Source organism: Shewanella sp. SW1 (assembly GCF_025653545.1).
Taxonomy (GTDB): domain Bacteria; phylum Pseudomonadota; class Gammaproteobacteria; order Enterobacterales; family Shewanellaceae; genus Shewanella; species Shewanella oncorhynchi.
Genome location: NZ_JAKKSG010000016.1, coordinates 32640 through 59350 on the forward strand (window position 1 = coordinate 32640; position 26711 = coordinate 59350).

The 26711-nt window shown below is 46.9% G+C and carries 23 protein-coding genes; 13 read left to right on the forward strand and 10 right to left on the reverse strand.

The window, feature by feature from the left end; all coding sequences use genetic code 11:
• Window positions 1–73 precede the first annotated feature (73 nt).
• Window positions 74–919, forward strand: a complete 846-nt coding sequence (locus L5M71_RS14995; protein ID WP_105250694.1) for a 23S rRNA (adenine(2030)-N(6))-methyltransferase RlmJ — start codon at window positions 74–76, stop codon at window positions 917–919.
• A gap of 69 nt (window positions 920–988) precedes the next feature.
• On the opposite strand, the gene L5M71_RS15000 is transcribed toward L5M71_RS14995, so the two are convergent.
• The 3 genes from L5M71_RS15000 to L5M71_RS15010 are packed head-to-tail and all read right to left on the reverse strand — an operon-like array spanning window position 989 to window position 3397.
• Window positions 989–1744, reverse strand: coding sequence for a lytic transglycosylase domain-containing protein (locus L5M71_RS15000; protein ID WP_168826208.1), 756 nt, complete (start codon window positions 1742–1744; stop codon window positions 989–991).
• Window positions 1744–2781 carry a DUF3137 domain-containing protein gene (locus L5M71_RS15005; protein WP_263208478.1) on the reverse strand — a complete coding sequence of 346 codons (1038 nt, stop codon included), beginning with the start codon at window positions 2779–2781 and terminating at the stop codon, window positions 1744–1746. Before L5M71_RS15005 ends, L5M71_RS15000 begins: the two co-directional genes overlap by 1 nt.
• A 49-nt stretch (window positions 2782–2830) precedes the next feature.
• Window positions 2831–3397, reverse strand: a complete 567-nt coding sequence (locus L5M71_RS15010; protein ID WP_173497831.1) for a LemA family protein — start codon at window positions 3395–3397, stop codon at window positions 2831–2833.
• A gap of 559 nt (window positions 3398–3956) precedes the next feature.
• On the opposite strand from L5M71_RS15010, the gene L5M71_RS15015 reads away from it, so the two are divergent.
• On the forward strand, window positions 3957–5579 hold the full coding sequence (locus tag L5M71_RS15015; protein WP_263208480.1) for an AbgT family transporter: 1623 nt from the start codon (window positions 3957–3959) through the stop codon (window positions 5577–5579).
• 56 nt (window positions 5580–5635) lie between these two features.
• Here L5M71_RS15015 and L5M71_RS15020 read toward each other — a convergent pair whose 3' ends face one another.
• The 5 genes from L5M71_RS15020 to L5M71_RS15040 form a co-directional block, all read right to left on the reverse strand.
• A complete protein-coding gene (locus L5M71_RS15020; RefSeq protein WP_198572450.1) occupies window positions 5636–5959 on the reverse strand; it encodes a hypothetical protein in 324 nt (107 codons plus the stop codon).
• 37 nt (window positions 5960–5996) lie between these two features.
• Window positions 5997–6260, reverse strand: a complete 264-nt coding sequence (locus L5M71_RS15025; RefSeq protein ID WP_198572451.1) for a hypothetical protein — start codon at window positions 6258–6260, stop codon at window positions 5997–5999.
• 149 nt (window positions 6261–6409) lie between these two features.
• Window positions 6410–9544 (reverse strand): efflux RND transporter permease subunit, encoded by a 3135-nt coding sequence (locus L5M71_RS15030; protein ID WP_263208483.1) that lies wholly within the window; start codon window positions 9542–9544, stop codon window positions 6410–6412.
• Between the two features lie 9 nt (window positions 9545–9553).
• A complete protein-coding gene (locus tag L5M71_RS15035; protein ID WP_006084665.1) occupies window positions 9554–10699 on the reverse strand; it encodes an efflux RND transporter periplasmic adaptor subunit in 1146 nt (381 codons plus the stop codon).
• A gap of 814 nt (window positions 10700–11513) precedes the next feature.
• Window positions 11514–12203 carry a DNA-3-methyladenine glycosylase I gene (locus L5M71_RS15040; protein ID WP_173497830.1) on the reverse strand — a complete coding sequence of 230 codons (690 nt, stop codon included), beginning with the start codon at window positions 12201–12203 and terminating at the stop codon, window positions 11514–11516.
• Window positions 12204–12409: 206 nt separating this feature from the next.
• Between L5M71_RS15040 and L5M71_RS15045 the strand changes: the two genes are divergently transcribed.
• Window positions 12410–13057 carry a glutathione S-transferase family protein gene (locus tag L5M71_RS15045; protein ID WP_263162550.1) on the forward strand — a complete coding sequence of 216 codons (648 nt, stop codon included), beginning with the start codon at window positions 12410–12412 and terminating at the stop codon, window positions 13055–13057.
• A 24-nt stretch (window positions 13058–13081) separates the two neighbouring features.
• Here the strand turns inward: L5M71_RS15045 and L5M71_RS15050 are convergent, their stop codons facing one another.
• A complete protein-coding gene (locus L5M71_RS15050; RefSeq protein WP_011791203.1) occupies window positions 13082–13612 on the reverse strand; it encodes a thioesterase family protein in 531 nt (176 codons plus the stop codon).
• A gap of 175 nt (window positions 13613–13787) precedes the next feature.
• On the reverse strand, window positions 13788–15827 hold the full coding sequence (gene prlC / locus L5M71_RS15055; protein ID WP_105250706.1) for an oligopeptidase A: 2040 nt from the start codon (window positions 15825–15827) through the stop codon (window positions 13788–13790).
• Between the two features lie 269 nt (window positions 15828–16096).
• Here prlC and L5M71_RS15060 point away from each other — a divergent pair, with 269 nt between their 5' ends.
• From L5M71_RS15060 to L5M71_RS15105, 10 genes are all read left to right on the forward strand, one after another.
• A complete protein-coding gene (locus tag L5M71_RS15060; protein WP_263208487.1) occupies window positions 16097–16888 on the forward strand; it encodes a hypothetical protein in 792 nt (263 codons plus the stop codon).
• Between the two features lie 152 nt (window positions 16889–17040).
• Complete coding sequence (locus L5M71_RS15065) at window positions 17041–17607, forward strand: hypothetical protein (protein WP_263208489.1); 567 nt, start codon at window positions 17041–17043, stop codon at window positions 17605–17607.
• A 146-nt stretch (window positions 17608–17753) separates the two neighbouring features.
• Window positions 17754–19109: a glutathione-disulfide reductase gene (gorA, locus tag L5M71_RS15070; protein ID WP_113940197.1), complete on the forward strand. Its 1356-nt coding sequence runs from the start codon at window positions 17754–17756 to the stop codon at window positions 19107–19109.
• 181 nt (window positions 19110–19290) lie between these two features.
• Window positions 19291–19491 (forward strand): DUF1656 domain-containing protein, encoded by a 201-nt coding sequence (locus L5M71_RS15075; protein ID WP_263208491.1) that lies wholly within the window; start codon window positions 19291–19293, stop codon window positions 19489–19491.
• A 6-nt stretch (window positions 19492–19497) separates the two neighbouring features.
• Entirely contained in the window at window positions 19498–20361 is an 864-nt protein-coding gene (locus L5M71_RS15080) for an HlyD family secretion protein (RefSeq protein WP_263208493.1), read from the forward strand.
• A 5-nt stretch (window positions 20362–20366) separates the two neighbouring features.
• Window positions 20367–22439: an FUSC family protein gene (locus tag L5M71_RS15085; protein ID WP_263208495.1), complete on the forward strand. Its 2073-nt coding sequence runs from the start codon at window positions 20367–20369 to the stop codon at window positions 22437–22439.
• Window positions 22440–22602: 163 nt separating this feature from the next.
• Window positions 22603–22779 (forward strand): hypothetical protein, encoded by a 177-nt coding sequence (locus L5M71_RS15090; protein WP_168826181.1) that lies wholly within the window; start codon window positions 22603–22605, stop codon window positions 22777–22779.
• A gap of 3 nt (window positions 22780–22782) precedes the next feature.
• A complete protein-coding gene (gene putP, locus L5M71_RS15095) occupies window positions 22783–24279 on the forward strand; it encodes a sodium/proline symporter PutP (RefSeq protein ID WP_219251434.1) in 1497 nt (498 codons plus the stop codon).
• Window positions 24280–24290: 11 nt separating this feature from the next.
• Entirely contained in the window at window positions 24291–25391 is a 1101-nt protein-coding gene (gene proB, locus L5M71_RS15100; RefSeq protein ID WP_105250714.1) for a glutamate 5-kinase, read from the forward strand.
• A 48-nt stretch (window positions 25392–25439) separates the two neighbouring features.
• On the forward strand, window positions 25440–26687 hold the full coding sequence (locus tag L5M71_RS15105) for a glutamate-5-semialdehyde dehydrogenase (RefSeq protein ID WP_263208498.1): 1248 nt from the start codon (window positions 25440–25442) through the stop codon (window positions 26685–26687).
• The last annotated feature ends 24 nt before the right edge of the window (window positions 26688–26711 follow it).

Consider the following 26711-nt stretch of genomic DNA (forward strand, 5'->3'; position numbering starts at 1 on the left):
GAAGCATCGCAGGTATAATTGCCGACTGGCATTTGCCTCTCTTTGCTATGTTTGCAAATTACTAGGATCCCCCATGTTAAGTTACCGCCATGGTTATCACGCTGGCAATTATGCCGATGTGTTGAAACACGCCATCTTGCTACAAACCTTGCAGCTGATGCACAAAAAAGACAAACCACTCGTGTATATCGATACCCACGCAGGTGCGGGTGGTTATGCTTTAAGCGATGAATTTGCACAGAAAACAGGTGAATACCTCGAAGGTGTAGCTAAGCTTTGGGATAAAACTGATCTGCCGCAGTCGCTGCAGGACTATGTCGCCGCCGTGCGCCATTTTAATGAAGAAAATCCAGACGAACTCAACTTCTACCCAGGTTCACCCGCCATTATCGACATGGAGCTAGGGCCTAAAGATCGCATGGTCTTGCACGAGCTGCACAGCACTGATTATGTGTTATTGGATGATTATTTCTGCGAAGACAGACAAGTTAAAGTGATCAAAGGTGATGGCTTAAAAGGCCTTATCGCCGCAGTACCACCATTAGAGCGTCGTGCTCTGGTGCTAGTCGATCCTAGCTACGAGATGAAAACCGACTACCAAGATGTGGCCGAAACCCTGATAAAAGCGCACAAGCGTTTTGCTACGGGTGTGTTTATCCTGTGGTATCCAGTCGTAAATCGTGCTCAGACCGAAGGTATGTTATCGCGCCTAGCCAGCAGTGGCATTAAACGTCAGCTGAGAATTGAACAAGCCATTAAGCCCGATTCAGATGAATTTGGCATGACAGCGGCAGGATTATGGATCATCAATCCACCTTGGCAGTTAGACGAAATCGCAACTGAATTAATGGATTACTTGGGTAAAACACTTGGACAAGTGGACGGTGACATTACCGTAAAATGGGAAGTCGGCGAGTAACCTTCGATTCAAATGGCGGCGATGATCTCCGGATTTTCGCCACTTCATTTTAGCTTATCAATGCGGCAACTAAACGTCCTTCTGCTCGCGGTAACGCTTCAATAAAATTTTCACACGCTCAACATAGGCTTGGGTTTCAGGATAGGGCGGAATGCCATTGTACTGAACCACGGTCGTCGGCCCCGCATTGTAAGCCGCGCAGGCCAATGCGATATCACCATTGAACTGTTTTAGCATTTGTGCCAAATACTTACTGCCACCTAAGATATTCTCTTCGGGTAAAAATGCATTTGCCACACCCATTTCTTTTGCTGTTTCTGGCATCAATTGCATTAATCCCATGGCGCCAGTTCGCGAAAGTGCACGCGCATTAAAGGCTGATTCCGCGTGGATCACAGCGCGGATTAAGGCGGGATCAAGTTGATGCTTATGGGCTGCATGGGAGATCAAGGCATCATAATTAGCGGTAAATAACCGAATACCATTCCAGTCTATGGTCGAATCGGGACGACAGGCAAAACAGTCATATAACAAAATTTGATACTGGTTATTTGCGGGGGCTTTGTCGGTAAATACGGTGACACCATTAGCTTGTTGGTATTGATAAATTTTGAGCTTTTCTAGACCTTCACTACTCACTATGCCGCTCTGTGAGTACCGCGCCACAATACGCGGCTTAGCTTTTTCGCGCGCCTCCTCAGCATTTGCATTTATCATCAAACTCGATATCAATAATAAGCACAGGCCTAGCGCCTCAAATCTGCAGGGCAATGAAAAGGCTGCAAAAGTCAGTGTACGAGCAAGCGCTAAGCGAGTAAGCAACATCAAAGTCCCGTGTACTGATTAAGTTTAAGTACTTCAATAATAGCAAAGAGTTGCTTCATTTCTCGGTTTATCTGACTAAATTCTACTGAAAAGGTTGCGCCATAAAAAATGGACTGCATTTGAAAATGCGTTCTGCGATTCGGCAGGAACAAAGTCAATTTATTGCGGAAAAATGCACATTGAATATTGCCATCAAAATGTTTGGCAAGCTCCTGTAAGCGCTCCATAAATGCCGTATTGAGCAAATAACGTGACTCGATTTGATCCGTTGAAAACACGTCGAACTCTTTTTCAAATTGCGGATCTTCAAGTTTGACTCGTACCAGTCCCGCATGGCTGTCGGACAGGAAATTCGCTAAACCACCGCGATCCCTCAGCACAACAGTATGACCCATAAAAGCTTTATGGCTACTCAGCTCAACCACTAAGCCACGAAACTGGGTTTCCGTGCGGGTCACAGTTCTGCGCCTGCTGGTACTGACATCCAGCTCTTCGACTTGCACATTCTTGGTCAGGGTAAGCTCATTGACCGCCAACTCAACGCCCTTATAGCAGCCTTGTATATAGTCACCGAAGCTGACTTTGTCGTATCGCGGTAATACTTTAGCCGCAACGAGTCGATTCATGTCGAGGCGCATTTCGCGGCTATAAATAAAATCATCGCCGAAATATTTAAACATCAGCGGATAAATATCATTTTGAACCAAATGCTTAAACTCACGAGTCGGAGCAAAGCTCCACCAGCTTAATCCGACTAAAGCAAGCAATGGCAAAGGCGGGAAATAAGCGCCACCGCTGTAGTAGCCAATAACGGTGAGCAAGCTCAGCCCAAGCACTATCATCAAACTCAAATACAAACGTTTACGCGCCGCCTTAAGGCAAGCCACACGCTTAGTTTCATATTTGCGACTGATGGGCGCGATATGTTCTTCGTAATACGCTTCGAGTTGAGGTAGTTCGTCAAAATCCGCAGACAAACCAACAGGCCCCCGATAAGTCCGAATCGGGCTACCTAAAATAAAAGTGATGATATTCATATTGATGTCATAGTATTGCAGGGTAATAACTCACCCTGCACTGCTAAGCTTACAAGTATTCGGCCGCATCTACGGGCGCTTTTGCCGCTTCGCTTACCTCATAGAATGGCATCACTTTAATACTCGCCATAGAAGCGATAATCGAGCCGGGGAAGATTTCTACCGCAGTATTAAGCTCGGAAACTGCCGAGTTGTAAAAACGCCTCGCAGCTGAGATATGCGCTTCGACCTCGTTATAGGTCTGCATCGCCTGCAACATAGTGTTGTCAGATTTGAGCTCGGGATAGTTCTCCACATTCACCATCAAGGTGCTCATTTTGTCGTTCAACCGCTCGGCCTGAACTAAATGCTCTTTAACGGCACTCGGATCGGCCTTGTTGTAATTATTGCTGAGCTGAGTGCGTAATTCGGTGATTTCAGTGAGCAATGACTTTTCATGCTCCATAAATCGTTTAGCAATTTTTAGAATATTAGGCACAAGGTCGGCACGCTTGGTCAGCTGTACATCGATACCCGACAAGGCTTCGAGCGCGGTATTGCGCTTTTTGACTAGGCTGACGTACCAAAGATAGGTCACGATAAAAATCAGCGTTAATCCCAATAACAATTTTTCCATCTTCCATCCTTAGGTTTCTTATTCTTGTTAATAGGATACAGCTAACCATAAATGAGTGAAAATTTCACCTACGGGCTGATTAAGACAATGAAATTACTCGCTGGTCAGAGCTGGCGATGTTATCTAACGAGCAATCATCAACGAAACTGGCCATATTCAGCGATGAAAAGTGATCATCTGCATAAAAAACAGCATTTAACCTATAAATTTATCGATATTCAGCTCCGATACAGCAAACAACGTCTATAGTGATATGGCACAACATTAGAGCATCCAATTTTGCTCGTGAATACTGGACTCCTCGAGAGTCCATTTTTTTATCCTAATTTTCGCCCTCCTCACTTCAACACAGTCAATAGCAACATTTAAGTTTCAATTAAAACTTAACAATCATACTTTGCCGCTAATTTTTTAACTTTTACCTTAGCTTTCACTCCGAGTCTTGCACCTAGAGTTATCCCCTCAGCCACATCATCCACAATCGGCCGTCGGCAATGTCTCGAGTCTGTTATAGGGTCCAAATATTGCGCTGCGTAAAGGTCGACATAAAGGAAGGACGATGAGTTTTAATTCCGGCGATATTCCTCCAAAAAAAGCTTCTGAACCCAATCCACAACAGGGCGATATCAGCTCTAGTGGTTGGTTTGTACGTTTTCTCAATATTGTTGAACGCTTAGGCAATCTGCTGCCCCATCCAATCACCTTATTCGCACTGTTCTGTGTTGCCGTGGTCATTATTTCAGGTATTGCGGGCTACTTTGGGTTAACCGTGGTCGATCCTAGACCTATTGGCTCACACGGCCGCAGTGCAGACGGTTTAATCCATGTGGTGAGCCTAATGAACGCCGAAGGTTTGCGGATGATAGTCTCGCATCTGGTGACCAACTTTACTGGCTTTACACCGCTCGGCACTGTGCTCGTGGCGCTACTCGGCGTCGGGATTGCCGAACGCTCTGGCTTATTATCTGCGGCTATGCGCGCCTTAGTCATGGGTGCCTCTAAACGATTAGTCACTGTGACCATAGTATTTGCCGGCATAATGTCCAACACCGCTGCCGAGCTTGGCTATGTGGTACTTATCCCTATGGCGGCGATGATTTTCCACTCCCTTGGCCGCCATCCACTTGCAGGTTTAGCTGCCGCTTTTGCCGGGGTTTCAGGAGGTTATAGCGCTAACTTATTGCTTGGTACTGTCGATCCCTTGCTATCGGGCATTACCGAAGCTGCGGCGCGCATGATAGATCCTCAATACAACGTCGGCCCAGAAGTAAACTGGTACTTCATGTTTGTCTCCACCTTTGTGATCACTTTCCTTGGCGCCTTTGTCACCGAAAAAATCGTCGAACCTAAGTTAGGTCAATACCAAGATGATGATGCAGACGAAACCGTACTGCAATCAATGGAGAGCATCAGTGCTATTGAGAAACGCGGCTTAAAATGGGCTGGGTTATCTATGTTAGTGCTCGCGGTTATTTTAGCGATTTCAGTCGTACCAGAAGGCGCACCGCTGCGCCATACTGAAACCGGTCTCATCTCAGGTTCGCCATTCCTCAAGGGCATAGTCGCCTTTATCTTTATCTGTTTTGCCATACCTGGCTTTATTTACGGCAAAGTCGTGGGCAGCATCAAAAATGATAAAGATGTCATCAATGCCATGTCCCACAGCATGAGCACTATGGGCATGTATATCGTCCTCGTCTTTTTCGCCGCGCAGTTTGTCGCCTTCTTCAACTGGAGTAATTTAGGTGCAGTATTGGCGGTGTTAGGTGCCGATGCTCTGCAATCCATTGGCTTGACGGGCCCGATCGTATTTTTGTTCTTTATTATGCTCTGCGGCATTATCAACTTGATGCTTGGCAGTGCCTCGGCCCAGTGGGCCATTACCGCTCCTATTTTTGTGCCTATGCTGATGCTGGTTGGTTATGCGCCCGAAACGATTCAAGCGGCGTACCGTATTGGGGATTCGGTGACTAACTTAATCACACCTATGATGAGCTACTTTGGTTTGATTTTAGCGGTTGCCTGTCGTTACCAGAAAAACCTAGGGATAGGTACGCTGATCGCCACTATGCTGCCGTACTCGCTCGTGTTTTTCGTGGGTTGGACAGCGTTCTTCTTCCTGTGGGTATTTGGCTTTGGTCTGCCCGTTGGGCCGGGAGCCGCGACTTACTACACGCCTTAACCGCAATAAAAAGGGCGTCGATGATGAAGTCGACGCCCTTTCTTTATTCAATAGCTTTAGTCGTATAGCCATTCCATTAACAGACTGCAGATCATCAAAAAAATACCTAGATTAAACACATAGGTCTGTAGGGTAGATTTTAATGTCGTGTCCTCAGCTTGCGATACTATCTGGCTCACTGACATAAAAAATAATTGAGGGGCTAGCCCCATGCCCACAAATAACACAGCAGCACCGACACAGCGAGTTAACTCTGGTAGTACAAGCTCCTGCAAGTAAAATGCATAAACGCCATAGGCCAAAAATGCCAGCGCTATGCCATGGCATATCATTCCCACGATAAGTTGCTTAGTGGCAAGATTACCCCACGAAAACACCATGTCACTCCTACACTCAGCTTAACCAGAACTATTGATACTATTGGGAGCGAAGTTTATCTCGCTTACGATTAATCTGCACCCACACAAACCAACCAAATAAAATACCGCCAATGGGATAAATATAGAGCGCTCTTTGCAGTTCCGCCCAGAATGGATCGCCCGAGATAAAATAATGTATTAAGGCGACCACGAGGGACGTCAGCATACCCCAGAAAAATACGCCAAAGACCAAAATGACGTACATCTTACCTTTAGCAATGAGTGCATCTAGTTTTTGCAATTCCAACGCAGCATCATCCATGTTTCGTCCTCTTAACTGCCTCAGCGCAATATGCCAGAACTCGCGCACAGTGCCTATCCATCTTTATAACTAACAGCATTAAAATAACAAAAAGCCCTGCAATTGCAGGGCTTTAGTTTAGAAGTTTAGAAGTTTAGAAACGATCGAGCTTATTCAGCTGAGTTTGGCTTCTGTTCTTTACCTTTCTTCTCGCGCTTACTGAAGAGACGCTCCACTATCACGAAGAATAATGGTACGAAGAAGATCCCTAGGAAAGTCGAGCTCATCATACCGCCGAGTACACCTGTACCAATGGCGTTTTGACTACCAGAGCCGACACCGGTACTGATAGCTAACGGCACAACACCCAGACCAAAGGCTAGAGACGTCATTAAGATGGGGCGAAGACGCACACGCACCGCATGCAAGGTCGCCTCGACTAAGCCTGAACCTTTCTCATAGAACTCTTTGGCGAATTCCACAATCAAGATGGCGTTCTTAGTCGCTAACCCTACTGTGGTTAACAGCCCCACTTGGAAGAACACGTCGTTTGGCAAGCCGCGACCATTCATTGCAATCAAAGCACCGATGATCCCGAGCGGAACCACGAGCACAACTGCAAAGGGTACCGACCAGCTTTCATAGAGTGCTGCCAATACTAAGAAGACCACTAAGATCGACAGAGCATACAGCGCTGGCGCTTGGTTACCCGATAAACGTTCTTCATACGATAGACCGTTCCACGCGACACCAAAACCAGGAGGAAGCTGCTTGGCTAAGTCTTCCATAATTGTCATAGCTGCACCGGTACTGAAACCAGGAGCCGTGGCACCCTGAATGTTCATCGATGGTAAGCCGTTAAAGCGTTCTAAACGTGGAGAACCGTATTCCCATGCACCAGTGGCAAACGCAGAGAATGGCACCATGTCACCCTTGTTATTGCGCACGTACCAAGAATCTAAATCTCCCGGTTGCATACGATACTGGGCATCACCTTGCACATATACTTTCTTCACGCGGCCGCGGTCAATAAAGTCATTCACATAAGAACCACCCCAAGCCGTTGCAAGCACATTGTTTACATTAGTGATTTCAATGCCTAACGCGCTCAACTTAGCGTGATCTACATGTAATTGATAAATTGGCGCATCTTCTTGACCGTTTGGACGCACACCCACCAGATTTGGATTCTGTGCCGCCATACCAAGCAGTTGATTACGTGCCGCCACTAACTTCTCGTGGCCTTGGCCGTTCTTATCCTGCAGGTACATGTCGAAACCGTTCGCCGTCCCCAACTCGATTACCGCAGGCGGTACGAAGGCGAATACTAAGGCATCTTTCATCTGACCGAACACACCCATAGCGCGACCAGCAATAGACTTCACATCCATACCAGGCGCTTCACGTTCAGACCAATCCTTCAAACCAACGAAGGCGATACCCATGTTTTGCCCTTGACCCGCAAAACTGAAGCCCGCCACGCTAAACACCGACCTCACGCCCTCCTCAGCCATAAAGTGATCAGACACTTTCTCCAATACTTTTAAGGTACTTTCTTGAGTTGAGTTAGTCGGCAAAATGGCTTGCGTGAACAAAATACCTTGGTCTTCATCTGGTAAGAACGCCGTAGGCATACGGATAAAGATCCAACCCACTGCAATAACCAGCACAACGTAAATCGCCATCACTCTAAAGCCGCGCTTGATGATCCCAGCAACGCTCGACTCATAACGATTAGTCAGTTTATCGAAACTACGGTTAAACCAACCAAAGAAGCCAGTTTCGATATGAGCATGGCCCTTCTTAATCGGTTTGAGCATAGTCGCACAAAGTGCAGGTGTTAAAATCAAAGCAACTAGAACAGACAACGCCATCGCAGATACGATAGTGATAGAGAACTGACGATAAATAACCCCCGTTGAACCTGACATAAATGCCATAGGGACAAACACTGCAGAGAGGGTCAGACCGATACCGACTAAAGCACCGGTAATTTGATCCATCGACTTACGCGTCGCTTCCAGTGGACTTAAGCCCTCCTCGGCCATTACCCGCTCGACGTTTTCCACCACCACAATCGCATCGTCCACCAGCAAACCAATGGCGAGCACCATAGCAAACATGGTTAAAGTGTTAATCGAGAAACCCGCTAACGACAGAATCGCAAAGGTTCCCAGCAATACCACTGGTACCGCAATAGTCGGGATCAAAGTTGCACGGAAATTTTGCAAGAAGAGGTACATGATGATGAACACTAGTACAATAGCTTCAAGCAGGGTATGCACTACACCTTCTATCGATTTTTCAACGAAAGGCGTTGTATCGTATGGATAAACAACTTCTAGCCCTTGCGGGAAGAAAGGTTTCATCTCAGCAATTTTTTCACGAACAGCTTCAGCAGTATCAAGCGCGTTAGCACCCGTTGCCAGCTTAATCGCTAACCCTGTCGCAGGTTGACCGTTATACAGTGACACCACAGCATAACTTTCAGAACCTAATTCAACCCGTGCCACATCGCTTAGGAAGACGTTTGCGCCTGAAATATCCGATTTAAGGATAATCTTGCGAAACTCTTCCGCCGTTTGTAAGCGGCTTTGCGCCGATACAGTCGCGTTCAGCTCTTGGCCAGCCACAGATGGCGCGCCACCTAACTGTCCAGCGGATACTTGAGCGTTTTGAGAACGAATCGCCGCAATAACATCTAAGCTAGTTAAGTTATATTGAGTCAACTTCAACGGGTCTAGCCATATACGCATCGCATATTGGGCACCGAACAGCTGAATTTCACCTACACCCGGAACACGGCTCATAGGATCTTGAATGTTCGCACCAACGTAGTCGGCGATATCGCCTTTATCTAACGAACCGTCGGTCGATACGAAGCCTAATACCATTAAGAAGCCTGAACTCGACTTGTTAACGTTAACCCCTTGCGACTGCACTTCTTGCGGTAACAGGGTCATAGCGCCCTGTAACTTGTTCTGAACTTGAACCTGTGCAATATCCGGATCGGCTTCGGCGTTGAAGGTTAAAGTAATAGACGCATTACCAAAACTGTCACTGGTTGAGGAGATATAACGGAGATGATCGATACCCGTCATACGTTGCTCAATCACCTGAGTCACAGAATCTTCAACAATCTTAGCGGAAGCGCCAGGATAGTTAGCACTGATCACCACGGTCGGTGGTGCAATGTTAGGATATTGGGACACTGGCAGCGAGCGGAGCGAGAGGACCCCTGCCAGCATGATAATCAAGGCGATCACCCACGCAAAGATGGGGCGATCAATAAAAAAACGTGCCATAGCTATGCCCTATTGTGCTTGCGTTTCAGAAATAACTTTGGTGGTTACTGGAGCGCCTGGACGAATTTTCTGTAATCCTTCCACAATTAATTTATCGCCCACAGCTAAACCAGAAGTAACTCGCCATTGGTTGTTAATCACTTCAGCGGTCGTTACAGTTTTCGATTCAACGACACCTTGGTCATTCACCACCATAGCCACTGCTTGACCCTTAGAGTTACGCGTGATGGCTTTTTGTGGAACCAAGATAGCCTGTGGATCAGTACCCGCATTCAACATAGCGCGAACATACATACCAGGTAACAAGATACCTTCAGGGTTCGGGAACTCGGCGCGCAGAATGACTGAACCCGTGTTTGGGTCCACACTCACTTCGGCGAACTGCAACTTACCTGGATGGCTGTATTGTGTGCCATCTTCGAGCAACAGCTGCACATCAGCATTTTCTGAAGCTTGTAGCTTACCTTGCTGCAACTTAGCTTTAAGACGTAACAACTGCGCACTCGATTGCGCGATATCCACATTGATAGGATCAAGTTGTTGAATCGTCGCCAGCGTTTGGCTTTGGTTCGCTGTCACTAACGCACCCGCAGTCACACTCGATTTACCGATACGACCAGAGATAGGCGCTAATACTTCAGTGTATTGCAGGTTGATTTTAGCTGTGTTAATCGCAGCTTCTGCCACGGTGACATTCGCTAATGCTTCTTTATATGCCGCTTCAGCTTCATCAAATTCTTGCTTACTGATGGCGTTGGTTTTCACCAGTTGCTGATAACGTGCAGCCTTAGCTTTTGCTGAGGCTAAACCCGCATTGGCTCTGGCTAAATCGGCATTGGCACTCACTAACGCGGCTTTATAAGTTGCAGAGTCAATTTGATACAAGGATTCACCCTGTTTCACATTGCCACCTTCAACAAAACTACGCTTAGTGATAATACCGCTCACCTGTGGACGAACTTCGGCCTCGAGGAAAGCTTTACTGCGTCCAGGTAATTCCACCTGAATCACTTGTGGCTGGGCAACAACATTAAGGATTCCCACTTCCATACTACGTGGGCCAGCGCCCGCCTGAGCTTTCTCTTCTTGAGGGCTGCAAGCTGCCATCCATAACGCCACGCTTATAACTGAGGCAAGTTTAATTGTCTGCCGCATGAGAACTCCTTCAAATATTAACTGCCCACATACCAGTACACTTATTGCGCTGACACGAGCCGTAATTGTAACTAAAATCAAATCCGTTATTTATCTCATAGCCTATATGAATCAACAAGGAAGATAACGAAACTAAATTGTAAACTAATGAAAATTTTCACTCATTTAGCATTACTATATTCATCGAATTGTTATTCGATTTAAAAAATCGGTTAACTTTGAGTGGCATTGTTAGGGAGATATGCCGTAAAACACCCAATAAGCCTACTCCATATTGAATATGTTGCAAATCTGTTCATATTCTAGACTTGCGGCAGGCCAAGGCCCACAGCTCAATGACGTTAGCTTAACCGTCACTTGTTGCAATAATTTGTACATAGAGACGAAAACGCAGCGCGCTTGTTTTTACTCAGGCCACTCTCAGCATCAAGTCGTTAAAAACGACCCTATCAAGACTGACAATACCGAAAGAGAGTAAGCAAAGAGCTGGCTTCAGACTGCTTGTGCGTAAAAACATGAATACATCCGATAGCGGATTGCTGTGCAGTTTATTACATCTACTATTTGTGCACGGCTAAAAGGCAGCGCCAGCGTTATGAGGTAACGCCACACAATTAAACAGTCACAAATAATAGCTAGCGGGCTATTTTAGTGGTTACCCCAAAACGGAGCAAACCCGAAATTCAGATTAATACCCCATTAAATGAAACTCAGACTCCCACAAATAATGCTTCTGTAATGACAAATATTGCTAGCAAAGCAATATTTGTCTATTAAAACTAATTTGTTCATCTTCAATCACAACTTAACAGGACTAAATTCGATTATCGCCCACGCTGCAAGCCAAAATACGGCTGATATCAGCCAAACAACGACCCGACTCCTGTTGCCACTGATTAAATACGGCTTGCACTTGCTTAAGCGCCGTTTGTGATGAAAAGCCCGCATCGACTAACTTATGTGCTTTAAAATAACCTTGTACATCATCGGTTAACAAAAAAGTATCTTTGCCAATACCGCGCAGAAAATAGGGACCCGTATTCCCGCCCAATCGAGTACCTCGTTTCTTTAAAAATGCCCACAACCCGATAATATCCTGCGTCGGCCAAGCGGCGATCAGCTGCGCCAAGCTGCCATGTTCGCGAGCAACATCGTGGATCATCAGAGCATTATCATAAATGGCTTGAGTCTTTTTAAGATGGCGAATCAAGGTCGCATCACTTGCCCGCGCTTGAATTTGCTCAGGCGATAACATTAATACTTTATGCGGTTCGAACCCAAAGAAAGACTTCTCATACTCGGGCCATTTGTTCACAACCACCCGCCATACAAAACCACTTTGAAACACCTGACGGCTCATCGCCGACAATAATTCAGCATCCCGATATTGGCGAATTTCATCATCAGACAGGCAACCAGACAATAAGGCTTCGAGTCCAGCAGGTCCGCCTTTGCGCTCACTGGCTCTGGCATAAATAGATGAAAAACGCTCTAACTGGCTCATATTATTACCTTTAAAATGATTAAATCCCGACACTTCCTATATGGACTCATAATACCGATTTTTATCCCTGATGGATCACTTGGCTTTGCCAAGAAAAATTGTGTTTATTCCAGCATTTTTTAAGAAAACTCTTACAGCAAGCGCTTCAATTACGACTAAAGTTAAAACGTAAAGTCCGTAAAAGACTGGGTTTGGAGTGAGTGCCTATGGAGCTTTTTTATCACCCGTTATCACGCTATTCACAGAAAGTGCTCATCGCACTTTATGAAAAGCAGGCCAACTTCTACCCCAGAATCATAGATCTACGCGACCCTTTGTCCCGCAAGGAATTTCACCAACGTTATCCGCAAGCGCGAATCCCTCTGCTTAAAGCCCAAAATGAACAGCTGATACCCGAATCCAGCATTATTATCGAGTACTTAGATAGGCATTTTGAAAACAGTACCCAGCTGCTGCCACAAGAACCACAACGCAACTTACAGGTACGTTTGTTCGATCGCATCATAGACAATGATATTAACAACCCATTATTTCAATTAGAAAAGTTAAAGCATATAGAAAACAGCAATGAATTCGAAATCAAACAATTAGAGAAGCAACTACTGACACAGTTTCAACGCTTAGACGCGCAACTCACACAACATCATTGGGTCTGTGGCGACAGTTTTACCTTAGCCGACTGTGCACTAATCCCTTGTTTAAGCTATAGCTTCCAACATCTAAACCTGTTGGATTTAGATGAAATCGTGCGCTATTGGCAACAGGCACAACTGCGTGGCGCTTGGATGTTAGTACAAGAAGAGGTGTTACTGGCTGAGATGGAGGAAACGACGGGAATAAGAGGCATACCTTAGCGAGTAAGTCATGCCTCAACACAATCACATATTACGTTCTTTCTTCAACTGCAAAAACGCTTTCCACTTCACGACTTCTGGCGGCAACTCAGGTGCAGGATCGGTATAACCCGCTTCTTTCACGAGGACATCTAGCGGCACTTGCTTACCTTTGCACACAAACACACCGCGCACATGCACGATACAATGTAGGCCACGTTCGCTCACAAAGCGTTGTTCAATATAGAAATATTTTTCATCCCAACCGACGACTTTGGTTTCAATCTCAAAAGTTTTCAGCGGCTTAATATCGCGAATATAGGTAAATTCGGCGGCGTTAACTATCGGCATCCACTTCAACTTTAAGAAACGTTTCAGTAGACCCATCTCAGCCAACATATAAGTCCGCGCCAGATCCATAAACGCGGGATAGCGAGAATTAGTGAGATGGAAATTGATGTCGCAATCGCTCGGTAAAGCACGATAAGTGATACGGCTTGTCCCTAGAAAATCGATCTTACGACAATGGCGCGTGCGCCAGAATAACAACCAAAACAAACGAAAATACAGATTCATAACGCGCCGCCCTTGAAATAAGAGCCACAGGCTAACAGAGGTCATACCACAGGGCAAGCGGGATATAGCTCACAAAAAAGACGCCCTAAGGCGTCTTTTTATCGTTCGATTAAGCTAAATACCCTCAGATAATCAGTCCATTAAAAGGGGCTGATTTATCAAAACGCACAATTGCTTATGCAGCAATGCCTGAATGTCTTAACAGGGCATCGATATTCGGCTCGCGTCCCATAAACTGTTTGAACAAGTCCATCGGCTCGGCTGAACCACCCATTTCGAGGATATTGTGCAGGAAACGACGACCCGTTTCAGGGTTGAAAATACCTTCCTCTTCGAAGCGGGAAAACGCATCCGCCGAGAGCACTTCAGCCCATTTATAGCTGTAATAACCTGCGGCATAACCGCCCGCAAAAATATGGGCAAATCCATGTTGGAAACGGTTAAAATCCGGCGGCGTTAATACGGCCACCTGACGACGCACTTCGTCTAAGGTTTCTTGAATGCGCGCGCCTTTAGCTGGGTCGTATTCGTGGTGCATTCTAAAATCGAACAATGAGAACTCGAGTTGGCGCAGCATCATCATGCCAGACTGGAAGTTTTTCGCCGCCAACATTTTATCTAACAAGGCTTTAGGTAATGGTTCGCCGGTTTCGAAATGGCCAGAAATTTCGGCTAAGGCTTCTTCCTGCCAGCACCAATTTTCCATAAATTGACTTGGTAACTCGACCGCATCCCAAGGCACGCCATTGATACCCGACACGCCTGCAACATCGATTTTGGTCAGCATGTGGTGGATACCATGGCCAAATTCGTGGAACAAGGTTGTCACTTCATCATGGGTAAACAGCGCAGGTTTGCCATCGACCGGACCATTAAAGTTACAGGTCAAATAAGCCACTGGCTTTTGTAATCCATTGGCGGTTTGACGGCGCACACGGCAGTCATCCATCCAAGCACCACCACGTTTACCTGTGCGGGCATATAAATCGAGGTAGAAACTACCTCTGTGTTCGTCAGTTTCGTCGAAAATATCGAAGAAACGTACGTCCTTATGCCATCGGTCAAAATCCTTTTGCTCAAGGATTTTAAGGCCGAACAAACGTGATACTGTGTAGAACAACCCCGAGAGCACTTTATCTTCGGGGAAATACGGACGCAGGATTTCCTGTGAAATCTCATACTTATGCTGCTGCAACTTCTCAGCATAGAAACTTAAGTCCCAAGAGGCCATTTCAGTCACGCCATATTCGGCCTCGGCAAACGCTCTCAGCTCAGCCAGTTCTGCCTTAGCTTGATCCTTTGAGCGCAGCGCTAACTCATTTAAAAATGCCATCACCTGCGCCGGCGTTTCAGCCATTTTCGTCGCCAGAGATTTGTCAGCAAAACTGTCAAAACCGAGTAACAATGCGAGTTCGTGGCGCAAAGCAAGAATTTCGTCCATCAGCGGGCTGTTATCAAACTCTCCGGCATTGGGACCTTGATCTGAAGCGCGAGTGACAAACGCACGGTAGCATTCTTCCCGAAGACTGCGGTTTTCGCTGTAGGTCATGACGGGTAGATAAGAGGGGAAATCTAAGGTAAATAACCAACCTTCTAGCTCACGCGACTGCGCCATCGCTTTAGCGGCGGCTTTGGCAGACTCGGGCAAACCAGCAAGCTCAGCTTCATCAGTGATCAACTTAGTCCAAGCTTGCGTCGCATCCAGTAATTGATTCGAAAAACCACTGGTGAGTTCAGAAAGACGTTTTACAATCTCGCCATAACGCACTTTTTGCGCGTCATCTAAACCAATACCCGATAGTTCAAAGTCGCGCAGGCTGTGCTCTATCACCATCTGCTGGGCTTGGCTCAATTGTGCAAATTCATTGGATGCTCGCAGCGCTTTATAGGCTTGATACAAACCTTGGTGTTGGCCAACGTAAGTACCGTATTCCGATAAAAGAGGTAAACAAGCATCATGGGCGGCACGCCACTCATCTGTGCTAGTCACTGAATTCATATGAGAAACGGGCGACCAAATTTGGCTTAGCTCATCGTCAACCTGTTCTAATGGCGCGACCAAGTTGTCCCACGTAAAAGGACCTTGGTTCTGCAGCACTTCATCAATCTTAGTGCGGCACTGAGCAATGGCATGCTCAACGGCGACTTGAATATGTTCCGGTTTAATCTGTGAAAAAAGCGGTAATTTTGCGCCGCTAAGCAAAGGGTTGCTCATATTGACTCCTCAACAATCTGTATCTGTTATAAATAAGGGCTAATGGCCTATTTATCAAGGCGAGAAAACCGATTGTCCCCTTCGAACGCCTTACTTAACCCTATTTCCCCTGAAAAAAAGTGAACTAGTTCGCATTTAGGATTTACGTTTTATTTACCTACACATTGTTGCAATCTCGATCGCAAATCGAATCAATTCGCATTAATGTTTGTATGTGGGCAAGGTATTATCTGCATAACTAACGTACCTCGACCAAAATCAGCAAAAATATGGCAACACACTCAGTGAAACTTATCGCCAGCGTCCTCTGCACATTAGGGATCAACTGCCTTAGTCACAACGCAGTTGCTAATGAGGGCCTAGAACAAGTCGATAGTATTTCAAACACCATATTACCCCGCCAGATGACAGAACCTTTGGCGGTGACGCTGGATTTAGGTTGGGACAGCAAATATGTCTCACAGGGTCGCAATAACTTGCAAAATGGGGGTATTTATTGGCTCAATGCGGCCGTTCAACACGGCAACTTAACCACTTATGCCTTAGTCGGACGCGGTGATAGCCAAGCCTATACAGAGTGGAATATCAGCCTTGAATATGGGTTCAACTTAGCCGAAAACCTAGAGGCTAATCTGGGATATCAGCGCATTGAAGGCTATAGCAATAGCCGCTGCCAAGATAACGAGCTATTTGCAGAACTCGCCTACAACGCCACAGCTTGGTTGGTACCATCGGTGAGTTATGTCTATTCCACAGAGGCGGCAGGCTACTTTGTTGAAGTGAGTTTGCACAGTTATTGGAATATCACAGACCAGTTCAGCCTCACGCCCTATATCACTCAAGGGTTTGATTTTAAATACCGCACAGAAGAACACGATGGCAGTAATAACCTGCAGTTTGGCCTCGAAGCGAATTATCAACTGACCCCAAGCATGAGTATTAGCGGACACATTAGCCACAGCATTGCCCAGAGTGATATTGAGCAAGAAGCCTCAGCCAATGGCGATATGAGTTCACAGGATCAAACCTATGCCGGCATTCACTTTGCGATAACGTTTTAACGTCGTTTTAGCTCTGTGTTTCTAGCGCCGTATTGCAACCTTCCTCTGTCAATTTATCCCGCGACATTTGGCAAAAACAAAGCTCACTAACTAAACTCAAAATGTCGACGGAGCGACTCACTATTCACATCGATTTTGCCGAGGAACAGGGAATGTTAACGCATCATTTCTATCTTATCCGAACCGCTGTCATTACCTTGCTCCTGCTTTTTATCCCAGTGACAAGCTCGACTAATGCGCAGCAGGTATCTGAGCCTGAACCGAGTCTAGAATCCTTAGCTCAACCGGCACAAACGGCGCCTTTGCCCCTAGGCACTTTGCTCGACAATGAGGGCAAGCCGATTAATGTGCCTAACCAAGTGCAAAGTGCATTCGAGTATTCGCCCCCCACTGTCACACCCGCAGAGCCATCCAAAACCACTAAATCAACTAAAGCCACTCAATCGAACAAAGCCGCTAAGAGTAAAAAACTCAGTCGCAAGCAACAGCTCGCCAGTCGTGCACATGTCGCCAATGATCCTAACTGCCGTTGGCTCGATAAACGTATGGATCAGCTAGAGTCCCTACTCGGCGACAAACAAGATAACGCAGCTAAGCATCAAGCCGATGAACTCAGCGCCCGCCAAAAGGAGTGGCAATGTTTGAAATGTGGTGCAGAAGGCCCAGCTCATAACGATCACTCTAAATGCCAATATCGCCGCGAAACAGCCACGCGATAACAACTGAAAGCAACTTTAGGAGTATTTTCATTAAAAGCAATGCCTTATACGTTAATGATGCAATAGGCTGGTCTGTTACCGCAAAGCCCCCTACAATGACATTCTGCTGTAAAGCATCTCATCCTTGAAGTAAGACGGAGAAACTCATGGCTCAACATTTTGACTATATCTGCCTAGGCGCAGGCAGCGGCGGTATCGCCTCAGCAAACCGAGCGGCAATGCGTGGTGCTAAGGTTCTACTCATCGAAGCCAAACACGTGGGTGGCACCTGTGTAAACGTAGGTTGTGTGCCCAAAAAAGTCATGTGGTATGGCGCCCATGTTGCCGAAGCGATGAACCTTTACGCCAAAGATTATGGTTTCGACGTCACTGTTAATAAATTCGATTGGAACACTTTGGTCGAAAACCGCGAAGCCTACATTGGTCGTATTCACGATGCCTATGGCCGTGGTTTTGCCAACAACAAAGTGACGCTGTTAAATGGCTACGGCCGTTTTGTGGATGGCAACACCATCGAAGTGGACGGCGAACATTACACCGCCGATCATATCCTTATCGCCACTGGCGGCGCACCGACGATTCCGAACATTCCTGGCGCGCAATACGGTATCGACTCCGATGGTTTCTTCGCCCTACGCGAGCAACCTAAGCGCGTTGCCGTTGTTGGCGCGGGTTATATCGCTGTTGAAGTCGCTGGCGTGTTACACGCTCTGGGCAGTGAAACTCACTTATTAGTGCGTAAACATGCGCCGCTGCGTAACTTTGACCCTATATTAGTCGATGCTCTCGTCGATGCGATGGCAACCGAAGGCCCAACATTGCACACCCATAGCGTGCCAAAAGCCGTGGTTAAAAATGCCGATGACAGCCTGACATTAAACTTAGAAAACGGTGAAAGCATTACAGTCGATTGCTTGATTTGGGCAATTGGCCGCTCACCTGCAACAGGCAATATCGGCCTAGAAAATACCGAAGTGCAATTAGATAGCAAAGGCTATGTCATCACTGATGAGCAGCAAAATACGACTCACAAAGGGATTTACTGTGTCGGCGACATTATGGCGGGGGGCGTAGAGCTCACTCCTGTTGCGGTTAAAGCGGGCCGTTTGTTGTCCGAGCGTTTATTTAACGGTATGACAGATGCCAAAATGGATTACAACCTGATCCCAACCGTTGTATTCAGCCATCCACCTATCGGCACTATGGGCTTGACCGAACCAGAAGCCCGTACTCAATACGGCGACGATAACGTCAAAGTGTATACCTCGACGTTTACCTCCATGTACACAGCCGTTACGGCCCATCGCCAAGCCTGTAAGATGAAGTTAGTCTGCGCTGGCAAGGACGAAAAAGTCGTCGGTATTCATGGTATTGGTTTTGGTATGGACGAAATCCTTCAAGGTTTCGGCGTCGCCATGAAAATGGGCGCGACTAAGGCCGATTTCGATGCTGTGGTGGCTATCCACCCAACGGGCGCGGAAGAGTTTGTTACTATGAGGTAGAAGCGATTTTCGCTTTGATTTCATCATATTTAGGGCCAGCTAATGCTGGCCCTAATTGATCACAGATAACATAAAACCATTAACTCTCACGCGACTTTCCTATAATCTCGACTGAGTACTTTGCATTTTAAACACCTAGCGCGGTTATCGCTGCGCTACTGTCATCGGGATGAATAGCGTAATGCTTAAAGAACTCGCGTTCGATGGTTTGTTATTTAGTCCATTAATTATCTTTATCCCCTTAGCTTTTCTGCTTTCCTGCATCACTCGCTTGGTACTCTATCAAACTGGGCTCTATCACAAGCTGTGGCGCGCAGCTTGGTTCGAAGTTGGGCTGTTTATCTGCTATCTGGCTTTGGTCATTTACTTGCTTGGGAGTTGATTGTTCATGGGAAAAATCTTTCGTATCAGCCTCACCCTCATTGTGGTCGCGGTTGCAGGTATCGCCGGACATTGGATATGGTCGCACTACCTTTATTCTCCTTGGACCCGCGACGGCCGAGTTCGCGCCGAAATCATTACCATAGCGCCAGATGTATCAGGTTGGGTAAACCAACTGAATGTAAAAGACAATCAAGTCGTTAATAAAGGTGATGTATTGTTCACAGTGGACGATACCCGCTACAAAGCCACCATTGCCGAATTGAATGCCAAAGCAGAAAGCCAAAAATTGGCATGGGAACTGGCAAAACATAAATACAAACGCCGTATCGGTTTGACCAACGCCAACTTAGTCAGCAAAGAAACCTTCGACGAAGCCTTTATCAATACCGAACTGGCAAGAACCAGTTATGAACTCGCACAGGCACAATTAAATACCGCCAAAATTGACTTAGCGCGGACGCAAATTCACGCTCCCGAAAATGGCACCCTGATCAATTTAAGCCTGCGTAATGGCAACTATGTCAGCAAAGGCAACTCAGTATTTTCGCTGGTCAAACAAGACTCTCTCTATATCACAGGCTATTTTGAAGAAACCAAAATCCCCTTGGTTCACATAGGTCAAAACGCCGATGTCAGCCTAATGAGTGGCGGCCATTTCTTGCACGGCAAAGTGGTCAGCATAGGTAAGGCGATTGCCAATACCAATGTCACCACTAATGGGCAGTTATTGCCGCAAATCGGCCAAACCTTTAATTGGGTGAGATTGTCACAACGTATTCCGGTCGATATCCAGCTAGACAGCATTCCTAAGGACATAGAGCTGAGCGTCGGCATGACAGTTTCCATCCAGCTACAGACTGACAAATAGTCATTATGACGCTGTTACTTAAGAGTTTATTTTTTCCTGACCGACGAACCATCATCTTCGCGATTAAAGGCGTGATCTCGATGGCGCTCGCCTTATATGTGGCCATGTTCTTAAATTTAGAACGGCCATATTGGGCGCTGGTGTCGGCGGTATTTCTGCAAATCCGCCCCGAAAGCGGGCTCGTGATCGAAAAGGGCTTATGCCAAATCGGCGGCACCTTAGTCGGCGCGCTCGCGGGGATTGCCATACTCAACGGGTTTACGCCCTATCCCGAACTCGCCTTAGGATTACTCGCCTGCTGGATAGGGCTAAATTCTGGGTTGTCGGCCATGGTTCGCCAGCAAAACTTTGTCTATGCCTTTGCCATGGCGGGCATGACAGCCTGCTTGATAGTGCTCATTGTGATGGCGAGCCCAAGCACGGCCGATAGTGCAAAAATATTCGATGTGGCACAGTCGAGGATCAGCGAAATTATCGTCGGCGCAATTTGTGCCGTCTTGGTCAGTTCGCTACTGTGGCCGACTAAGGTAAAACATGGTCTGCAACTGCATGCTAAAAACACAATTAATCAAACACTTAACTATCTTGCATTAGAACTCGATTTACAGGGGGAACATGCGAGTCGCCATGAACATATCGACACTATTATGGAATCAGTATCGGCGCTGAGTGACGACTCCAGCGCAGTGATTTATGAAGGCCCCGAAGGACGCGGGCAGAGCCATGCGGCGAACTTTCTCTGCAATAAAACCCTTTCGCTGTTGGCGGCAATCCAAATATTTGGCCGACTACAACGTAATCATTCCCATCTGGTCAGCGAACCGCTCGCGAAAACCTTAGCCAATATGCGCAGCAGTTTTACCCTGATGGCGCAATCCACTGATGACCAAGAATGCTACAAAATGGCGCGTACTTTAAGGTATCAACTCCAACAAAACCTGATGCAATACCGCGACCGAACCCCATTAGAGACTCGCTTACTCAAAGTTGCGATGGAGTTAAGCGCCGATCTGATCATGGTGCTCAAGAGTTATAACGTACTGACAAGCAATTCTGCGGTACAACTCAACGCGCCGCCAATGGAATTTCACCTAGATCCACTGATAGGGTTTACGACCGGTCTACGCAGCATGGCGGTATTTGTCATTGGGGCTTCGCTGTGGATCGGCACAGGGTCGAGTGCGGTACTCATGATGATCCTGATGCCAGTGGTCTTTTCCATCATGATGGCGCGCCAGCCACTGCCAATGCTAACCACGATTTTGCGCCGTATTCTTGTCGGCATCACTATCGCAGTGCCCCTCACAGTGTTTTACGCTTTACCTTTGCTGGCAGAGAGTAGCGGCGATTTCGAAATACTCATTTTAGTGCTCGCAGGCCCCTTTTTTATTGGGCTACTCGCCTTAGCGAATCGACCGACCTTGCCCTATGGTCTCGGGATTTGCGTGCCGTTTGCGGTATTAGTACAGCCCAGTAATACCATTTCATTTGCGATAGAAAACACCGTCAGCAATGCCTTAGCAATTTTTGTTGGCGTTACTGTGCTGTATTGGCTATTTAAATTGATCACCGAACCTAGCCAGCGGCTGATGCAATATCGTCTGCTGCAATCTATCCAAAAAGATCTGGTGCATATCGCGCAGCATGACGATCCTGAGCCTTGGTTTAACGCCCGCATGGGCGATCGACTGCTGCGGATAGCCAGTTACGAAAAAGGCTCGGGCAAGAGTTCGAGGGTATTTACCGATCTGGTGTTCACTGCACTGAATCTAGGCCATGTGTCGATTCGAATGCGGCGCATGTTGCAGGGGATTTCAGATACGCACTCAGACTTAGGCTTAGAAAATGCACTCAACCTCTGGCAACACAATTTAGGTCAGGCATTTATCGCCTGCGCCCACGGCCAAGTCGCAAAAGAGTTTAACACCAGCAGCGAAGCCTTATTACAAGCGATGGCGCAATGCCCGTTACCCCACGAACAATTCACTCTGATTACTGGGATGTTTGAACGCATCACATTAACCTTCGAACGCACTGCCCACAGTATCGCCGAGCAGAAAAACACCTCAGCAAAATAGTCAGTTCTCAAACTATTTTCCGCCCCAAAAGCTACTCTCGTACCGCCGCCACAACCATTTAAATCCAATAGAAGCTTGATATTTGGCCGATAAAATGCCTTAATATAATTAGATCACTAACTATATTGGTGATATAAATTCAATTATCAACCAAGGAGCAATTATGTCTACGGAGAACCCACCAGAGGAAAATCTTATCTCGCAAGTAGCAAGCTTTACCCGATTACACGCCAAGGAAACCATGCAGTTTATGTGTTTATGCGCAATATTAAGCACCTATCTCTTTGTCATTTTGAAACCGAGTATTATTCAAAATAACAAAGCGTTAGGAGACAAATAACCCATGAATTACCTGGCTTACGTTTCCTTAGCGATTTACTTTATCGCCATGCTTGCTATTGGCTTATTCGCCTATAAAAAATCCACCAGCGATGTATCCGGCTATATTTTGGGCGGCCGCAAGGTGAGCCCACAGGTCACCGCACTCTCAGCGGGTGCATCTGACATGAGTGGCTGGATGCTAATGGGTCTTCCCGGCGCAATGTTTTTGGTTGGTTTCGAAACCATTTACATCGCACTTGGACTATTAATTGGTGCTCTAATTAATTACTTGGTCGTTGCACCCAAATTAAGGGTCTATACCGAAGTCGCGGATAACGCCCTCACTATCCCGGAGTTTTTTGCTAAACGCTTCGGCAATGCCAACAGCAGTATCCGAATTATCTCGGCCGTGATCATTGTGATCTTCTTTACCTTGTATACCTCAGCGGGTTTAGTGGCTGGCGGTAAGTTATTTGAGTCAGCATTCGGCCTGAACTACGACATAGGTTTAGTCGTCACCCTCGGCGTAGTGGTTTCTTATACCTTGTTGGGCGGATTCTTAGCAGTGAGCCTCACTGACTTTGTCCAAGGCTGTATCATGTTTGTCGCTTTAATCTTAGTGCCTGTGGTGGCATATCAAGAGTTTACCAGCGCTGACACTATGCTGAACTTTGCGTATCAATCGATTCCACACTTCACCGATGCCATGCAAAACGTCACTATGTTAGGGCTTATCTCAAGCTTATCTTGGGGACTCGGTTACTTTGGCCAACCGCATATTATTGTGCGCTTTATGGCAATTCGTTCAGTCGCTGACATTAAAACCGCCAGACACATAGGTATGGGCTGGATGACAGTGACCATTGTGGGTGCACTGGCAACAGGTCTTGTCGGTATCGCTTACGCCAATAAATTTGGCATGAAGCTGACCGATCCTGAAACCATCTTTATCGTGTTTTCTGAGTTGTTGTTCCATCCGATCATTAGTGGCTTCTTATTAGCCGCAATTCTGGCCGCGATCATGAGCACCATTTCATCGCAACTATTAGTGTCATCAAGCTCGCTAACGGAAGATATCTATCGCGTGATGTCGAAGAAAGAATCTAGCGAAAAAGACATGGTGAAAATGGGACGTTTTGGCGTAGCAGGCGTGGCAATTGTCGCAAGTCTACTGGCGCTTGACCGCTCTAGCAGTGTGCTGTCACTGGTGAGTAATGCATGGGCAGGATTCGGTGCCGCCTTCGGTCCGTTAGTCTTGTTTAGCTTGTATAAAGCTAACCTAACCCACAAAGCCGCGATTGCCGGCATAGTGTCAGGCGCAGCTACAGTGCTGTTTTGGATTTATGCACCAGTACTTGCTGACGGTAAAGCTTTAACCACAGTGGTGTATGAGATGATCCCCGGCTTTGCCATGAGCAGTGTGGTGATTTGGATAGTCTCGTTACTCGATACTGATCCCTGTGCCAAAACCACTAAATTATTCCATAAGGCTGGCCGTGTTTTAGCCGAAGACAGATGAGGCGCGCAGGTATGACTGACTTACCCTGGAAACGCATTGTCGTTAAGGTAGGTAGTGCCCTGATTGCACCCCACAAACAAGGTTGCAGCAGCCACTACTTACTCGGCATTGCCCAATTTATTACTTATTGTCGTGCCCAAGGGATCCAAGTTGTCTTGGTCTCTTCGGGCTCAGTCGCCGCAGGATGGCATCACTTTGGCGAGGTTGATAAACCGAGCGTCACAGTGAAGAAAGCCATGGCAGCAGCAGGTCAGGCCGATATGATGGCCACATGGAACAAGTTATTTGATTTCCCAACCGCACAGCTACTGTTAACCCACGGTGATTTACGCAATCGAGATCGTTACATCAGTATTAAAGACACGATTTTCAGCCTACTCGAACATGGGCTATTGCCTATCATCAACGAGAACGATGCCGTTACCGCCGACAAGCTCAAAGTTGGCGATAACGATAATCTCTCGGCCATGGTCGCCGCTGCGGCCGATGCCGATACGCTGATTATCTGTTCGGATGTGAATGGGCTTTACACGCAAAACCCCCATGAATATCCCGATGCACAGCTTATCAAGCAGGTGACCGAGATTAATGCCGAGATCTACGCCATGGCGGGCGGCGCCAGCAGTGCCGTCGGTACAGGGGGAATGCGGACTAAGATACAAGCCGCCAAGAAGGCGATTTCCCACGGGATCGAAACCTTTATTATCAATGGTTTTGATGCCGACTCATTCAACCAATTGTTGAAGGGCCAAAACCCAGGAACCTTATTTACCCCCGATGAGAAGCCAATGCAGGATCACTTGCACTGGATGACACATACCTCGCAGGCTCAAGGCGAAGTCATTGTTGAAAATGACTTTAATATCGCCCTTGATATCCATAGCGAGCAATTGACCAGTGACGATGTCGTTGCCATCAATGGGGACTTTTCTGTCGGTGACACCATTTTAGTACGCAAAGACGATGGCACTAAATTGGCCAAGGCCAAATCCAATTACAGCAGTTGTTTGCTTAGCTTTATTACGGACCAAGACGATCGCGAGTTTGCCAGTGAATTTCAGCAAAAGACTGGACCGATTATTTCCGAGAAAAACATCGCCATTCTCGAATAAGCATCAGCCGAATAAAACTAAGCGAGTAAACATCTAAGCGGAGTAAATATGAATTTAATCAAAAACTTATCTCAAGAAGCTGCCAAAGCGGCTCTGATCCTCGCCCAAGTTGACGAACAGCTTAAAAATACTGTACTCCTCGATATGGCACGCTCATTACGCGAAAAGTCCTATGAAATCCAAAGCGCTAACTTAATTGACCTACACAGAGCAACAGCCGATAACGTCGGCCCAGCCATGCTCGACCGATTAACGCTAACGCCAGAGCGTATAGAAGCTATGGCGGTAGGCATTGAAACCATCGCCGCCTTACCCGATCCCATTGGCAACGAACGCTATATTGGTCAACGACCTACTGGTTTATCCATCAGTAAGATGCGCGTTCCATTGGGCGTGGTTTGTATGATTTATGAAGCGCGCCCCAATGTCACCGCCGATGCGGGTGCCCTGTGCTTTAAATCCGGCAATGCCGTGATCCTGCGCGGTGGTAAAGAGGCGCTGCACAGCAGTAAAATTATCGCCACTATTTTGCAAAGCGTATTGAAACAATACGGCTTGCCCGAGGCGTTAATCACAGTGGTGCCAGACCCAGATCGCGCCCTCATGCTAGAACTGCTGCAGCAACGAGATTATATCGATGTGATCATTCCCCGCGGCGGCGAAGGCTTGATAAACTTTGTGACTGACAACAGTAAAATCCCAGTGATCCAACATTTTAAAGGCGTGTGTCATTTATACGTCGATAAAGATGCCGATCTGGATATTGCTATGGACTTACTGCTCAATGGTAAAACCCAGCGCACTGGCGTATGTAATGCCCTCGAAGCCCTATTAGTACACCAAGAAATTGCCTCGCAATTCCTGCCTAAAGTAGCCAAAGCGCTGGCCGAGCATAAGGTTAAAATCAATGCTTGTACTCAAGCCGGTGGTTATTTTGAAAACTGTACTTACATGGAAGAAGACGATTTCGGCCAAGAGTATTTAGATCTCGAAATTGCCATTCGCCAAGTCGATCACTTTGACCATGCTATCCAACATATTGCCCGTTTTGGTAGCCAGCACACCGAAGTGATTTGCACCGAAAACGAAGTCACTGCCGCACACTTCCAACGTGCGGTCGATGCTTCTGTGGTAATGGTCAATGCCTCTTCGCGCTTCTCCGACGGCAGCGAACTCGGCCTTGGAGCAGAAATCGGCATCGCGACATCTAAGCTTCATGCCTATGGCCCAATGGGACTCGAATCCTTGACCGCTGAGAAGTATTTAGTCTCAGGCACAGGCCAAGTGCGGGCGTAAACCTAAGGTGTAAATCACACTTTT